General features: G+C 67.5%; 10 protein-coding genes. 7 read left to right on the top strand and 3 right to left on the bottom strand.

Going from position 1 to position 13376, the window contains the following annotated elements:
- The first annotated feature begins 49 nt into the window (after positions 1 to 49).
- From ACLNGM_RS00935 to ACLNGM_RS00910, 6 genes are all read left to right on the top strand, one after another.
- Positions 50 to 1363, top strand: a complete 1314-nt coding sequence (locus tag ACLNGM_RS00935) for an MFS transporter (RefSeq protein WP_416356807.1) — start codon at positions 50 to 52, stop codon at positions 1361 to 1363.
- A gap of 165 nt (positions 1364 to 1528) precedes the next feature.
- Positions 1529 to 2569 (top strand): ABC transporter substrate-binding protein, encoded by a 1041-nt coding sequence (locus ACLNGM_RS00930; RefSeq protein WP_416358529.1) that lies wholly within the window; start codon positions 1529 to 1531, stop codon positions 2567 to 2569.
- A gap of 79 nt (positions 2570 to 2648) precedes the next feature.
- On the top strand, positions 2649 to 3485 hold the full coding sequence (locus tag ACLNGM_RS00925) for an ABC transporter permease (RefSeq protein WP_416358528.1): 837 nt from the start codon (positions 2649 to 2651) through the stop codon (positions 3483 to 3485).
- A 13-nt stretch (positions 3486 to 3498) separates the two neighbouring features.
- Positions 3499 to 4278, top strand: a complete 780-nt coding sequence (locus ACLNGM_RS00920; RefSeq protein WP_244546072.1) for an ABC transporter permease — start codon at positions 3499 to 3501, stop codon at positions 4276 to 4278.
- The gene (locus ACLNGM_RS00915; protein WP_090965725.1) at positions 4265 to 5338 is read left to right on the top strand and encodes an ABC transporter ATP-binding protein; all 1074 of its coding nucleotides are present in this window, start codon (positions 4265 to 4267) and stop codon (positions 5336 to 5338) included. The genes ACLNGM_RS00920 and ACLNGM_RS00915 overlap by 14 nt, the downstream gene beginning before the upstream one ends.
- 288 nt (positions 5339 to 5626) lie before the next feature.
- The gene (locus ACLNGM_RS00910) at positions 5627 to 7867 is read left to right on the top strand and encodes a methyl-accepting chemotaxis protein (protein ID WP_416356806.1); all 2241 of its coding nucleotides are present in this window, start codon (positions 5627 to 5629) and stop codon (positions 7865 to 7867) included.
- Between the two features lie 192 nt (positions 7868 to 8059).
- Here the strand turns inward: ACLNGM_RS00910 and ACLNGM_RS00905 are convergent, their stop codons facing one another.
- Both ACLNGM_RS00905 and ACLNGM_RS00900 read right to left on the bottom strand, forming a co-directional pair.
- On the bottom strand, positions 8060 to 9526 hold the full coding sequence (locus tag ACLNGM_RS00905; protein ID WP_416356805.1) for a calcium-binding protein: 1467 nt from the start codon (positions 9524 to 9526) through the stop codon (positions 8060 to 8062).
- A 516-nt stretch (positions 9527 to 10042) separates the two neighbouring features.
- Complete coding sequence (locus ACLNGM_RS00900; RefSeq protein ID WP_416356804.1) at positions 10043 to 12028, bottom strand: methyl-accepting chemotaxis protein; 1986 nt, start codon at positions 12026 to 12028, stop codon at positions 10043 to 10045.
- A 244-nt stretch (positions 12029 to 12272) separates the two neighbouring features.
- Between ACLNGM_RS00900 and ACLNGM_RS00895 the strand changes: the two genes are divergently transcribed.
- Complete coding sequence (locus ACLNGM_RS00895; protein WP_416356803.1) at positions 12273 to 12473, top strand: hypothetical protein; 201 nt, start codon at positions 12273 to 12275, stop codon at positions 12471 to 12473.
- 57 nt (positions 12474 to 12530) lie between these two features.
- On the opposite strand, the gene ACLNGM_RS00890 is transcribed toward ACLNGM_RS00895, so the two are convergent.
- Positions 12531 to 13232 (bottom strand): TetR/AcrR family transcriptional regulator, encoded by a 702-nt coding sequence (locus ACLNGM_RS00890; protein ID WP_416356802.1) that lies wholly within the window; start codon positions 13230 to 13232, stop codon positions 12531 to 12533.
- Positions 13233 to 13376 lie beyond the last annotated feature (144 nt).

The raw sequence follows: 13376 nt of genomic DNA, 5'->3' as shown, positions 1-13376 counted from the left end.
ATCGTCGCGCATGCCTTACAGATGAACCGCAATCGCAGGGGATAAAGCCATGGCGCAGACCATATCCGTGGAACAGGGCATCCAGGCCGCCGGCGTGGGGGCCTTCCAGCGTCGACTCTTCGTCATCTTCGGCCTCGTCTGGGCCGCCGACGCCATGCAGGTCCTGGCCATCGGCTTCACGGCGCCGTCCATTGCGGCAAGCTTCGGCATCACCGTGCCCCAAGCCCTCCAGACGGGCACCCTGTTCTTCGTCGGCATGCTGATCGGCGCCTTCGTGTTCGGTCGCCTGGCCGACCGGATCGGTCGGCGGAACTGCCTGATGATCACGGTCCTGATCGACGCCGCGTTCGGCATCGCGAGCGCCTTCGCCCCCGATTTCGGCTGGCTGCTCGCGCTGCGCTTCCTGACCGGGATCGGGGTCGGCGGCACCCTGCCCGTGGACTACACGATGATGGCCGAGTTCCTGCCCTCGCATCGCCGCGGCCGCTGGCTCGTCCTCCTGGAATCCTTCTGGGCGGTCGGCACGATCGTGCTGGCGATCGTCGCCCTCTATGCGGGATCGCAAGGCGGCGAGGCGTGGCGCACCATCTTCTTCTGCACCGGGGTGCCAGCCGTCATCGGCATCGCCTTGCGGTTGTTCGTGCCGGAATCGCCGCTCTACCTCAACAAGGTGGGCCGCTCGGACGAGGCCAAGCGCGTTCTGGAGCGCATGGCGAAGACGAACGGCTCGACCCGGACGATCGGCGACCTGCGCCCGGAGACGATGGAGAAGAAGTCGATCGCCGCGCTCTTCGACAGTGTCCTGCGCCGGCGCACCGTCGTGCTCCTGATCGCCTGGACCCTGGTATCGATCTCCTACTACGGCATCTTCGTGTATCTGCCGGTTCGCCTAGCCTCGGAGGGCTTCGGTTTCATGCGCGGGCAGATGTTCCTCGTGATCGTCGCCCTGGTGCAGTTGCCGGGATTCTTCCTCGCGGCCTACGGCGTCGAGAAGTGGGGTCGCAAGCCGACGCTCATCGGCTTCCTCATGCTGAGTGCCGTCGGGTGCCTGCTCTACAGCTTCGGCTCGACTCCGGCGCTCGTCGTCGGTGCGACGCTGCTCCTCAGCTTCTCGCTGCTCGGCACCTGGGGCGGTCTCTACGCCTTCACGCCGGAGATCTATCCGACGAGCCTGCGGGCGAGCGGCATGGGCCTGGCCGGCGCCATGGCACGGGTGGGCGGCCTTCTCGCCCCCTCCATCATCGCGCCGCTGATGGCCTCCAACTTCACCATGGCGCTCTTCAGCATATCGACGCTGCTGGTGATCGCGGCCGTGTCCATCTCGCTCATCGATGTGGAAAGCCGCAACATGGTGCTGGAATAACGTCTCCAGACGATCGATTCCGGCGAAGCGGCCACCGCGACACCGGATGTCGAAGTAGAGGACCCCGTCCCTGAATAGAGTGCCCATCGCCGACGCATGAACCTTTCCCCGCATCCAACCGGAGCGACCGACATGCAGCCTAACAGACGCGATTTCCTAACCATCATGGGCGCCGGCACCCTGGCGATCTCGGGGCTGGGCGCGGGCCTCCGCCCCGCAAGGGCGGCCGGAACCGTGACCGTCCTCAACTGGCAGGGCTACGGCACCGACGAGAAGTGGGCCGTCGAGGCCTTCAAGGAGAAGACCGGCATCGAGGTGGTCCACGACTACTACAATGCCGAATCCGAGATGCTGACGAAGCTGCGGACCAACCCGGGCGCCTACGACGTCGTCGTCGTCAACAGCGCCCGCACCCAGCAGGCGACCGCCGAGGACCTCCTCGACGTCATCGACCTTTCCAAGGTTTCGAACGCCGCCGGCGTGCCGGCAAAGCTCGCCGACCATCCGAACTTCACGCTCGACGGCGAGCACTACGGCGTTCCCTGGGTCTGGGGCATGAACGCGCTCGCCGTGCGCGACGGCAAGCCGCGGCCCGACAGCTATGGCGCTCTCGCCGATCCCGCCTATGCCGGGAAGGTCGGTCTCTTCGACGACGCCGTCACGGCGGTCGCCATCGGCGCCTTCATGACCGGCCAGGACATGAACGACCCGAAGGACCTGAAGAGCGTCGGCGACTGGCTGAAGGCCCTGAAGCCCAACGTGAAGACGATCTGGACCAGCGAGGACCAGTGGAACAAGGCCTTCTCGGCCGGCGAGTTCGACCTCTCCGTCTACTGGTCCGGCGCCTCGGTCCGCTCCAAGCGCAACTTCAAGCTGCCCGTGGAATTCGTGGTCCCGAAGGAAGGGGCGGTCGGCTGGCTCGACACGCTGGCGATCCCGACGACGAGCGAGAACAAGGACAACGCGCTCGCCTTCATCAACTACATGATCGACCCCGCCTTCTACTTCGACTGGGCGACCAAGGTCGGCGCGCCGGCCTCCGCCAACACGGCCGCGATGGACAAGCTTCCCGCAGACGACCTCAACCGCAAGGTCCACGACCCGAAGTACCTCGACGCGATGACGATCATGGCGCCGCAGCCCGACGAGCGCCGCGAGGCCTTCAGCAACCTCTGGCAGGAAGTGAAGGCCTCCTATGCCGGCTGAGGCCGCCATCGGTTCCGACATCAACTCCGGCCGCGACCCCGTCGCGGCCGGAGGGGGCGCCGGGCGGCTGCCGCCCTGGATGGCGACGGTCGCCATGCTCCTGCCGACCTACGCCTGGCTGACCCTCGCCGTTCTCCTGCCGCTCGGCGCCATGCTGGTCTTCAGCTTTCTCAGCGGGACGCCGATGGGCAAGAAGGAGGTGTTCTTCACGCTGAAGAACTACCGCGCCTTCATTGACCAGCCCTATCTCGTCGGCGTCGCCTGGACATCGCTCCTGATCGGGCTCTGGACGACCGCGATCTGCGCCGTCCTCGGCTTCCTCGCGGCCCTCGCGCTCGTGCGCGCGACGGCCGGGCGGGCCCGCGAGACGCTCCTGATCCTCGTCATTCTGCCGTTCTGGACCAACGGGCTCGTGCGCGTCTTCTCCTGGACCATGGTGATCCGCGAGGGCGGCTTCCTCGACACCGCGATCCGCACCGTCTTCGCCAACGCCCCCTCGGCCGGCTTCCTGTATTCGCTCCCGGCGATCGTGCTCGGCCTCGTCCACGGCTACCTGCCCTACATGGTGCTGACCTGCTACGTCGCGCTCCTTGCGATCGACGACGCGATCCTGGAGGCGGCGGCGAGCCTCGGGGCCCGCTGGTGGACCATCCTCTTCAAGATCCTGGTGCCGCTGGCCGCCCCCGGCCTCATCTCGGGCGCGATCCTGATCTTCGTGCCGGTCATCGGCGCCTTCATGGAGCCGCGCATCCTCGGGGGAACGCGCGGCGTCACGCTCGGCACGGTGATCGAGGAGCAGTTCACGGCGGCCTTCAACTGGCCGCTCGGCGCCGCCCTGTCCTTCACCATCCTGGCCGTGGTGCTGGCTGTCTTCGCCACCTTCTCCGGCGTCCTGCGCCGCAACGCGGCCGTCTGAGGAGGGGGCCCCCGTGAAACTCGCCGCCCGCACCTATCTCGTCGTGATCCTCGTCTTCCTCTACCTGCCGATCGCGGTGCTGGTGGCGATGGGCTTCAACGAGTCGCCGCTCTACGCGCTGCCCTTCCGCTTCACGACCCACTGGTACGCGGCGCTCGGCGAGAACGCCAAGCTCCTGCGCTCCAGCTGGAACAGCGTCTTCATCGCGTTGATCACGTCGGCCATCGCGACCGGCCTCGGCACGCTCGCGGCCGTCGCGCTGTCGCGGCGCGAGTTCCGAGGCAAGACGCTGCTGCGCCTGGCTCTCCTGCCGCCGATCGCGATTCCCTGGCTGATCACCGGCACGGCCATGCTCGTCTTCTTCTTCTGGACCGGCATCGGGCGCGGGTTCCACGCGATCCTCATCGGCCATGTGGCGCTGGCCATCCCCTATGTCGTCCTCGTCGTCGGCACGGGCCTGACGACGATCCGCACCGATCTGGAGGAAGCGGCCATGAGCCTCGGCTCGCGGCCGGTGTCCGCCTTCTTCCGCGTGACGCTGCCGCTGCTCCTGCCCAGCATCGTCGGCGCGGCGCTCTTCGCCTTCGCCGTTTCGCTCGACCAGTTCGTAGTCTCCTACTTCCTCGCGACGCCCGGCTTCTCGACCCTGCCGGTCGAAATCTACTCGGCCATCCGCAAGGGCTTCACGCCCGAGATCAACGCGATCTGCACGATCCTTCTCGGCGGCTCGATGGTGCTCTTCCTCCTCTTCTCCCTCTTCGCCAGACCAGGAGCCCCCCGTGACCGCCGTTGACGTATCCGCAGTGGCGAAGAGCTACGGGAAGGTGGACGTCCTGTCGGACATCTCCACCCATTTCCCGCAAGGCTCCTTCACCAGCCTCCTCGGCCCCTCGGGCTCCGGCAAGACGACACTGCTGCGCATCATTGCAGGCTTCGTCATCCCCGACCGGGGGACGGTGACGATCGGCGGCCGTGACGTGACGAGCGTTCCCGTCTGGGACCGCAACATCGGCATGGTGTTCCAGTCCTACGCCCTGTTCCCGCACATGAGCGTCGCCGACAACGTCGCCTTCGGTCTGGCGCGACGTGGCATCAAAGGCGAGGCGGCCCGGCGCGAGGTCGAGCGCGCCCTCGAGATGGTCCGCCTGCCCGGGTTCGGGACCCGCAAGCCCAAGCAGCTCTCGGGCGGCCAGCAGCAGCGCGTGGCGCTCGCCCGCGCCATCGTCACGCGCCCGAGCGTCCTCCTTCTCGACGAGCCGCTTTCGGCGCTCGACCGACGGCTGCGCCAGGAGATGCAGGTCGAACTCGTGCGCATCCAGCGCGAGAGCGGGCTGACAACCATCTTCGTGACCCACGACCAGGAAGAGGCGCTGACCCTGTCGGACAAGGTGGCGATCCTCGATCGCGGCCGCATCGTCCAGATCGGCGAGCCGACCGAAGTCTATGAGCGTCCCGCCAATCGCTTCGCCGCGGAATTCCTCGGCGACACGAACTTCCTGCAGGGCACCGTCGAGGCGGAAGGGACCGTCTCGGCGCACGGGCAGCGGATCGCCAGCGCCATCGCGCTGCCGCCTGCGGGCCATTCCGTGACGCTGGCCGTGCGTCCCGAGAAGATCGAGATCCGGGACGCGTCGGGCGACGGCGGCCATGGCACGCAGCCCCCGGCAAACCAGCTGTCGGCGGTGATCCTGGCCTCGATCTATTCGGGAACGGCGATCACCTACGAAGCGGAGGCAGCGGGCGGCCTCCGCCTGAAGATATTCGCCCAGAACCGCGACGCTCGCCTGCGAAGCCCTGGGGAGCCGGTGACCCTTTCCTGGTCCGCCGACCACACGGTGCCGCTCGCGGGCTGAGGGCTCGGCAGGCGGCTCCAGTCCGAACTCGCCGGTTCCGCGTAGCCCGCAGGCCGAGCGGCGCAGCTTTCCCCATCGGGGGCGCGACGGGCGCCGGGGAAACAGCGTGCCGGGCGCGGTGGGCGGGAACCGATCGATCGCGTTTGCAAAATGATGAGGCAGGCTCGTAAGTGCGGCGAACTTAACAACCGCTTCAGCCGGATATCATAAGTCTATCGTCCTTTGCATCTCGCGGGCTGTCCGCGACGCCGGGTTGGCGTTCGTCCGGAGATGCGCCGGGAGGATGACATGTCCACGCACAGGGCCGGGGTGAAGCGGCCGCTTTGGGTTTCGATCACTGCCTGCGGGTTCGCGGCCGTCCTCTTTGCCAGTGCTGCCATCGGCGGGCTCGGTTGGTATCGCCAGACGCAGATGAACCAGGAGGCGATCCGGGCGGAACTGCGGAACGATCTCGGCTTCGTACTGGCCGATATCGATGCACAGAAACGCGCAGCCTCCGCCCTGGCCCTCGCCGTCGCCGGAGAGCCGGAAACGGCAGACCTCATCCAGACCGGTCAGCGCGATCAGATCGTCGCCCGCTACGCCGCGAGCCTGCCCGACATCATCGCGAGCGGCTCCCTGCAGCTCATGACATTCGTCGATCCGTCCACGACGGTCGTCGCCCGCATCCACACGCCGGACAAGTTCGGCGACCAGATGAAGGGCCGTCGCCGCACCGTCGAGACGGCGCTGCGCGAGGGCAAGCTGACCGCCGGCATCGAGCCGGGCCGTACCGCCGTCAGTGTCTTTGCGAGCGCGCCGGTCCGGCGCGGCAGCTCCGTCGTCGGCGTCGTCGACGTCGGGACCATGCTGACGGAAGACTACTTCGCTCATCTCGCAAAAGCCGTCGACGGCGCCCTGACGGTTCAGGTCCTGAGCGATGGGCAGCTCAAGATGCAGGCCTCGACGCTGTCGAACGGCGGCCTGCTTTCGGCAGACGACCTCGGCGCCGTCCTCGAGGGCAACGCGCCGGAGCATGTCGTCGAAGCCGGCGATGTCTCGTACGCCGTCACGGGAATGGCGCTCAACGACTTCTCCGGCCAGAAGATCGGCGTCCTTGAGTTGGCGACGAACGTCACGCCGGTCGTCCAGGCCGCCAGGTCGGCGATGTGGACGATGCTGGCCTGCACCGTCGCGATCTCGGCCCTTGCCCTCATCGGCTTCATGATCTTCGCACGCCGCCTGGGCGTCGCGATCCAAAGGCTGACGGGCACGATGGGCACGCTTGCGGCCGGCGATCTGTCCGCATCGGTCGAGGGCCAGTCGCGGTCCGACGAAATCGGCGCGATGGCGCATGCGGTCGAAGTGTTCAAGCAGGCGTCGATCGAGAAAGTGCAGCTCGAGGAGCAGGCGGCCGTCCAGCGTGAGCGCCGGCGAGACGAGGCGGAGCGGCAGGCGCGGGCCGATCGCGCCAAGGCCGAGGAACTGACGAGTTTCGTCGCCGACATCGAGACCGGCTTCTCGCGGCTGGCCGTGGGCGACCTGACCGCGCGCATGGACCGGCCGGTGGCGCCGGTCTACGAACCCATTCGCGACCAGTTCAACACATCGGTCGGGAAGCTCGAGCACACGATCGGCGCCGTCGTCGGCTCGATCGGCTCGATCCGCACAGGGCTGACGGAGATCAACGTCGCCTCCAACGACCTTGCCCAGCGCACCGAGCAGCAGGCGGCGAGCCTGGAAGAAACCGTCGCGGCGCTCGGTGAGGTGACGCGTGCGGTGAACGAGACGGCGCGCGATGCGGACAAGGCGAAGACGAGTGCCGAGAGTGCGCAGCGCAACGCCGAGCGAGGCGGCCAGATCGTCGGTCGCGCCGTCGAGGCGATGCACACGATCGAGCAGTCGTCCCAGAAGATCGGCAACATCATCTCGGTGATCGACGAGATCGCCTTCCAGACCAATCTTCTGGCGCTCAACGCGGGCGTCGAGGCCGCGCGTGCCGGCGAGGCGGGTCGGGGCTTTGCGGTGGTCGCGCAGGAGGTGCGCGGGCTCGCGCAGCGCTCGGCGGAGGCGGCCAAAGAGATCAAGGACCTCATTCAGGCGTCGGGTGAGCAGGTGGCCTCGGGCGTTGAGCTCGTCTCGGCCTCGGGCAAGAGCCTTGCCGAGATCATCGGCGAGGTCGGCGACGTCAGCCGCGTCGTCTCGGAGATCGCGCGCCGGGCGCAGGAGCAGGCGGTGTCCTTGCGTGAGGTGTCGACGGCGGCCGACCAGATGGACAAGGTCACGCAGCAGAACGCGGCGATGGTCGAGCAGGCGACGGCGGCCGCGCAGACGCTGGCGAACGAGACGGACGAGCTTGCGCGCCTGATTGCCGAGTTCAGGACGGCGGCGACCGCCAACCATGCCCGCCAGAGCGAGCGCGCGACACAGCGGACCGCGAACGTCGCCAAGCGTGCCGCCCCGGCGGCCCGTCCCGTCGTCCAGATGAAGCCGGTCGCGCAAGGTAACGCAGCCCTCGCCGCGCTTCAGGACAACTGGCAAGAGTTCTGACGAGGCGCAGCTTCGCCGGCGTCCTGCCGCGAAGACGATGATCGACAGGCCCGCCCGGTCCGCCGCGGCGGGCCTGTCGCGTTGATGCTGGACATTCCTGCGGCCGGCGGCCGCCGCCTTGCCACAGGCACGGATCGACGGGCGGGATCTGTTCGATCCTGCCCGCCGCGGTACGGAAGGGCAGGGGGCTCGTCAGAGCCAGAAGTCGCCCGACGTAAACGTATGCTGGCCCTGCACCATGATCATCATTTCAGGGGTGGCGTCGCCTGCCGTGTTGATGGTCAGGATCGTCATCCCGCCGACCTTCAACTGACCGATCTCGCCGACGGCGAGGATCCCGTCCGTATCCATGCGGAACGCCTGGTTGCCGGCCAGCACCTCGTTCGCATCGATCGCGGACACGTCGATCCGGTCGGAGCCCTTCACGAAGTCGTCGATCTGGTCGGCATTGCCGGCGCCATAGGGGGAATCCGTCACCGACTGGAACTCGAAGGCGTCGCTGCCGGCTCCGCCCACAAGCCGATCCTGGCCGGCGCCGCCGTTCAACCGGTCGTTGCCGGCGCCGCCGTCGAGCGTATCCTGCCCCGCGCCGCCCCGCAGCGTATCGGCTCCCTCGGCGCCGAACAGGAAATTGTCGCGGTCGTTCCCGGATATCTCGTTCGCCAGGGCATTGCCGAAGCCGTTGATGTTACCTTGGCCGGTGAGGTGGAGGTGCTCGACGTTGGCGCCGAGCTGGAAGGTCACGTTCGCGTAGACCCGATCGATACCAGCGCTGGCCGCTTCCACGACCGTATCGCCGATCGGCGTGTAGATGCCTTTCACCATGTCGACGATGTAGGTGTCGTTGCCGGCGCCGCCTTCCATGCGATCGGCCCCGGCGCCCCCGTCGAGGGTGTCGTTGCCGGCGCCTCCGAGAAGGGTGTCGTGGCCCCCGCCGCCTTCCAGCGTATCGTTCCCGGCATGGCCGGTGAGAACGTTGGTCCCGTCGTTTCCGACGATCAGGTTGTCGAGCTCATTGCCGGTGCCGGACAAAGGGGTATCACCGCCCAGCCGAAGGTCTTCGACGTTCTTGGACAGTGTCCAACTGATCGTCGACAGAACGGTGTCGCGTCCTTCGCCCGCGAGTTCGACCGTCGCGTCGCCCGCGTTGTCGACGAGGTAGACGTCGTCGCCCAGACCGCCGACCAGGCTGTCGGCACCCGTGCCGCCGTCGATGTAGTCGTTGCCGCCGTAGCCAAAGACCGTATCGTCGTTCTGGCCCATGAAGAAGGCATCGCCGTGCTGGCTGCCATAGGCGTAGTCCACCCGCGTCGAGCCGATCGTGTCGTCCTCGCCGAAGATCGTCTGCCCGCTGGACGCGGCCGTCGCGACCGTGATGTCGGCGCCGAAGGAGACGCGTTCACCGCTCGTCGCGTTGCCAGCGAAGATGTCGAGGGAGTGGAGGCCCTGACCGAGACCCTTCGAGAAGGCGATGGTCGCCGTGCCGCCCGAAAGGCCGCTCTGGACGACCGTCTGATCGAGCGACGCATTGTAGTAGAAGCTCTTCGCTGGAACATGCGTCACCGGATCGGTATACGGCGAGACATAGGCCGTCGCCTTGACGTTGAGCGTCGAAGATGCGGGATCGAAGCTCAAGGAGCGGGTGAGCGTGGCGGCCATGTCAGGTTGTCTCCCGCGACGCGCAGGCTCGGCGTCGTTCTGTCCGGGACGCTATCGGCCGAGGCATCCGCGTGACAGACGGTCATGATTAACAAACCGGAAATATCGAAGGGGTTGGTTACCGCGGCGAACCGGCCGATCGCAGCCGCTTGCCGTCGGGACGCAACCAATGTCCTGAGTAAATGTCGCGACCGGGAGGAGGAGACCGAAGGACATTCGGTCTTGCGCCCCTGTCGTCGGCCGTTTCTGAACTTGCACCACTCAGTTGGATGCGGGTGCCGTATGGTGAAAACGGAACGGACAAGGAGTATGTCTTGCGATCGCCTCGCAGCCTGCCGGTGTGATCCGCCTTCCGTCTCCGCGCGAAACGATTGCTTTCGGCCATATCGCCGGGTTGACCACCGATGCTGGGCCCAAGGGAGTGCTCCCTTGCAGGAGGCTCCGCCGCAGCAAAGCGGGCGCACCCTCATCGAGACCCGTTCCGGGTCGTGACGTCCCAGCTGATGGCGGGAGCGCTCAGAACTCCTCCCAGCCGTCCTCGATGGCCGCGGCCTTCGGAGCCGCGCCGCCATGACCCACTGTGCGCATCTGCGCGACCGGACGAGCCGGGGCGGGCGGGACTGGGCGCATCGGCGCGGCGGCCGCCATGCGCCGGGATGATACGGCATGGCCGGCATGGCCGGCGGCGGTGCGTGCGGGTGCTGCCATCGCACGCTGCCCCCGGCCGGTCGCAAACCCCGACACCAGCCCCGCCAGCGCTTCCGTCTCGCCCGACAGCGCCTGCGCCGCCGCCGTCGTCTCCTCCACCATCGCCGCGTTCTGCTGCGTGACCTTGTCCATCTGGTCCGCCGCCACCGACACCTCGCGCAGGCTCACCGCCTGCTCGCGTGCCGCATCCGCCATCTCCGCGATCGACTGCGCGACACCCCCGACCTGGGCCACAATCGCTTCCAAGGAGCGGCCCGACGCCGAGACGAGTTCCACCCCCGAGCCCACCTGATGGCCGGACGCCTCGATCAGCGCCTTGATCTCCTTTGCCGCCTCCGCCGAGCGCTGGGCAAGACCTCGCACCTCCTGCGCCACCACCGCAAAGCCACGCCCCGCCTCGCCGGCCCGCGCGGCTTCCACGCCCGCGTTCAGCGCCAGAAGGTTGGTCTGGAAGGCGATCTCGTCGATGACGCCGATGATGTTGCCGATGCGCGCCGAGGACTGTTCGATCTCGGCCATCGCCGCCACCGCGCGGCCGACGATCTCGCCGCCCCGCTCGGCCTCGCGGCAGGCGGTGGACGCCGACTGGCGGGCGGAATCGGCGCGGGCCGCCGTCTCGCCGACGCCGCGCGTCACCTCTCCGAGCGCTGCCACCGTCTCCTCGAGGCTGGCCGCCTGCTGCTCGGTGCGCTGGGAGAGATCGCCGGCTGCGACCGTTATCTCCGACAGGCCTGAGCGCATCGCGCCGACCGCCTGGACGACGTCGCCGATGGTGGCTTCGAGCTGTGCGACCGACTGGTTGAACTGGGCGCGGATCGGCTCGAACTCGGGCGCCACGGCCTCGCCCATGCGCACCGTCAGGTCGCCCGCCGACAGGCGCGCAAAGCCCGCCTCCACCGCATGCACGAAGGCGCGAAGATCGTCGGCCTTCGCGTTGTCGAGGGCATGCTGGCGCTGGAGGCTCTCGCGCTTGCGGCTCTGTCGCTCGCTTGCCGCTTCCGCCTCGCTGCTCGCCCTGGCGGTGAGGAAGGTCTGGAAGTCGCGCACGGCGCGCACGATCTCGCCGACCTCGTCGCGACGGTCCGCGCCATGAAGGCGCACGTCCAGATCTCCGCCGGCAAGAGCGCGCATGTTGCTGGACAGGACGCGGATCGGGCGGGAGACGGCGAACGCGACAAAGGCGGCGAGGCCCGCCGAGAACAGGAGCCCGACGCCCATCAGCGCCAGAAAGATGCGCTGGCTGAGCGACTGGATGCCGTCGGCCTTCTGGTTCTCTCGAACGACCATCCCGTCGATCGCGTTGGAGGCGGCTTCCATGCGTTCGGCGAGCACGTCGAACCGGTGCACGAAGTCGTCGAGAACGGGCTGCGCGACCGTTTCGCCGCGCCCGATACGGTCGATGATCGTGCTGGCCGCCGCGCTGTAGTCCTGCAACGGTGCGGTCAGGGCGTCGAGGACGCCGCGGATTTCAGCTGCGGTGGCAAGTTGGCGGTTGCGTTCGATGGCTGCTTGAAAGTCGGCCACGTGTTCCGCGGTCTCCGCGCGCACCTTCGCCAGGTCGATCTTGTACTCGCCTGTCTGCCCGACGATCGCGGACAGGACGTCGGCGCGCAAGGCGTCGTGCATCATGTCGGCCTGCATATGGTTCTGCATGATATCGCCGGCCGTATCCGACGCGTCGAGCGCGGCGCCGAGCCGACCCGTCGACCAGAGCCCCAGACCCATGCCCCCGACGATGAGGAATAGCACCGCAACGCTGATCGCCAAGAGCTTCTGCCGAACGGTCCTTAGCATCGCCATCCCCGAGACGTGTGGAAGATCATTCCAATCGTCGCACGATAAACTTAAGACTTTAGCTAACTGACAAGTGCGCCCGAGGTGTTGCGCGGTAGATCGGACGTTTGCCGGAGAGGCAGCGGGGCGGCACCCGAGAGAAACTGTCGCGCGATCATCTTGGACGTTGCACGGCAGGTGCGTCTGGACGCCTTCGGTGGCGAGAAAGGCGAGGCGGGCGCCTCGATCCTCCGACTTGTCGAAGTTGAGCCCTGCGTCCGCTCGCCCGCTGGACGCGGCAGCCGAAGCGCTGCGCGCGGCATCCTTCGCCGCCTTCGATCAGGCGGTCTTGGCCGTCATCGCCCTTGCGGTCCGGCTGACGCTGGCGACCGCGGCCGCGACCGGCATCCTGGGACGAGAGGAGAGGGCGGAGACCCGCGCAGCGCCGGGGCCCGACGTCGGCTGAGCGGCTTCGCCGTCTGTGAGGTGCGTCTTGTCCTTCGGCCAGCGCTGGACGTTGCGGCTAAATGGGCATCCGGCGGAGGTATCCGTTCAGGAAGACGTCGACGCGTTCCGCCGTCGTGGCCACGTCCTCGTCGGTGACATGGTTTGGCTCGACGCCGAAGCTTGCGGTCCTCATGCGTTCCATGACGGTGAAGCCGAGGAAGTGCTCGGCGACCTTGTGCGGATCGGCCTCCCGGATCTCGCCCCGCGCTTGCGCTTCGGCGATAAAGGGCACGATGAGATCGGCGGCCGATCGACGCGCGCCCTCGTAGGTCTTGATAAGGCCGGGAAACTTCGGCGTTGCCGCGATCATCAGGCGGTCCAGCGCGACCACATCCGCGCGGATGGCGTAGGACAGGAGATCCAGCGCGACGCGTGTCAGGTAACCGTGGAGATTCTCGTCGGGGCGCCTTCCGACCTTCGAGCGGGCGTCGAGGATGATTTCGTTGACGAGAACGCCGACGACCGCGCGGAAGAGATCCTGTTTCTCCCCGAAGCGGGCGTAGAACGTCTTCTTCGACATTTTGCCGATGGCGCAGATCTCGTCGATGCTGGTCTCCTCGAAGCCCTTCTCGATGAAGAGGCGGCGCGCGATCGACAGGATCAGTTCGGTCAGCTGCTGGGCTTCCTGCGGTGAGGGCCGTCCGCGCGTCCTCGATCCGACCTTCATCGGCGGTGGCGGGGTTCGGTCGGCATCTGCCGGTTGCTTGCTGTGCGGCATCGGGACGCGTCGTGGATGCTGGAAGGCGGGTGGGCCCTGTCACGGCGGATGCGCGACGAAGGCGCGGGGGGCGGGATTCGGAACGGGTCTAGCCGACTTAGGGCAGTTTATCGAACGGTCGCGTATCAATCCTGTTGGCTGAAG

This window comes from Aureimonas phyllosphaerae, assembly GCF_047943035.1.
GTDB classification, from domain to species: Bacteria; Pseudomonadota; Alphaproteobacteria; order Rhizobiales; family Rhizobiaceae; genus Aureimonas; species Aureimonas phyllosphaerae.
Note: the sequence above shows the minus strand (reverse complement) of the source record. Positions and strands in the feature narration are given on the sequence as shown.

Bases quoted from the DNA above. Each gene is read 5' to 3' on its own strand.
- ACLNGM_RS00930 (WP_416358529.1), top strand. From the start codon at position 1,529: ATGGGCGCCGGCACCCTGGCGATCTCGGGGCTGGGCGCGGGCCTCCGC.
- ACLNGM_RS00935 (WP_416356807.1), top strand. From the start codon at position 50: ATGGCGCAGACCATATCCGTGGAACAGGGCATCCAGGCCGCCGGCGTG.
- ACLNGM_RS00900 (WP_416356804.1), bottom strand. From the start codon at position 12,028: ATGCTAAGGACCGTTCGGCAGAAGCTCTTGGCGATCAGCGTTGCGGTG.
- ACLNGM_RS00890 (WP_416356802.1), bottom strand. From the start codon at position 13,232: ATGCCGCACAGCAAGCAACCGGCAGATGCCGACCGAACCCCGCCACCG.
- ACLNGM_RS00905 (WP_416356805.1), bottom strand. From the start codon at position 9,526: ATGGCCGCCACGCTCACCCGCTCCTTGAGCTTCGATCCCGCATCTTCG.
- ACLNGM_RS00925 (WP_416358528.1), top strand. From the start codon at position 2,649: ATGGCGACGGTCGCCATGCTCCTGCCGACCTACGCCTGGCTGACCCTC.
- ACLNGM_RS00910 (WP_416356806.1), top strand. From the start codon at position 5,627: ATGTCCACGCACAGGGCCGGGGTGAAGCGGCCGCTTTGGGTTTCGATC.